1 pseudogene is annotated in these 837 nt (G+C 62.1%); it reads left to right on the top strand.

Annotation, left to right across the window (positions count from 1 at the left end):
- Positions 1–144: 144 nt before the first annotated feature.
- Positions 145–837 (top strand): annotated as a pseudogene (locus NW835_RS08065) (AAA family ATPase); the annotation flags it as partial.

Genomic DNA, 837 nt, shown 5'->3' with positions numbered 1-837 from the left:
CTCTATCCTGGTAAGGAGAACCCCACTGTTTTCTCATCGATGGCAGAAGCCGCAAAAGATCTCAAAGAGCTCCCCGATCGCAATCGGCAAGGCAGCGGGGATCCCGGCTTGAGCGGGATTGCCACCGAAGTGCAAGGGGAACTGATGCGGGAGCTGGATCTGATGATCCGGGCCCGCTACCCCCTGATCTACCTGGTTTCCCCCGAAGAGGAGCCGGCGGACGCCGTGCTCGTGCAAGTAGCCAAGAGAACCGATCCGCCGCGGCGGCTGCTGTTTTGGGATTTGGTGCGGGGCTGGCAGGATACTGGCGAAGACCGTGGCTCCATCATGGCCGCCCTAGGGCGGGTGTGGCGCTCGGCTCCCCAGGAAGACACCCTGTTTGTGCTGCGGGATCTGCACTTTGTGCTGCGCAACGCCAGCAGCGACAAAAATGCCCCCATCCTGCGGGAGCTGAAGAACCTCAGCCGCGAGCTCAAGCGCACCCGCAAGACGCTGATCCTGCTCAGCCACACTCTGGAAGTGCCCAGCGACTTAGCCGAGGAGATCACTGTTGTCGACATTCCCCTGCCCAACAGCGAGGAGATCAACCGCCTCATCCAGCTCTACGTGGCCCCGGAAAAACTCAAGCTCAGCCCTCTAGGTCGCGAGCAACTGGTCAAGGCCTGTCAGGGGCTGAGCCGCGAGCGCATCCGCCGCGTCTTGGCCCGCGCCTTGGCCGCTAAGCAGGAGGTGAACGAGGCCGATATTGACCTGGTGTTGGAGGAGAAAAAGCAGGCCATCCGCCAGACGGGCATCCTGGAGTTTTTCACCGCCCGCGAGACCCTGAAAAGCGTGGGC

The sequence above is a fragment of the Synechococcus sp. OH2 genome, assembly GCF_047462155.1.
Classification (GTDB): Bacteria; Cyanobacteriota; Cyanobacteriia; order Thermostichales; family Thermostichaceae; genus Thermostichus.
This window is presented reverse-complemented; position numbering and strand designations above follow the sequence as displayed.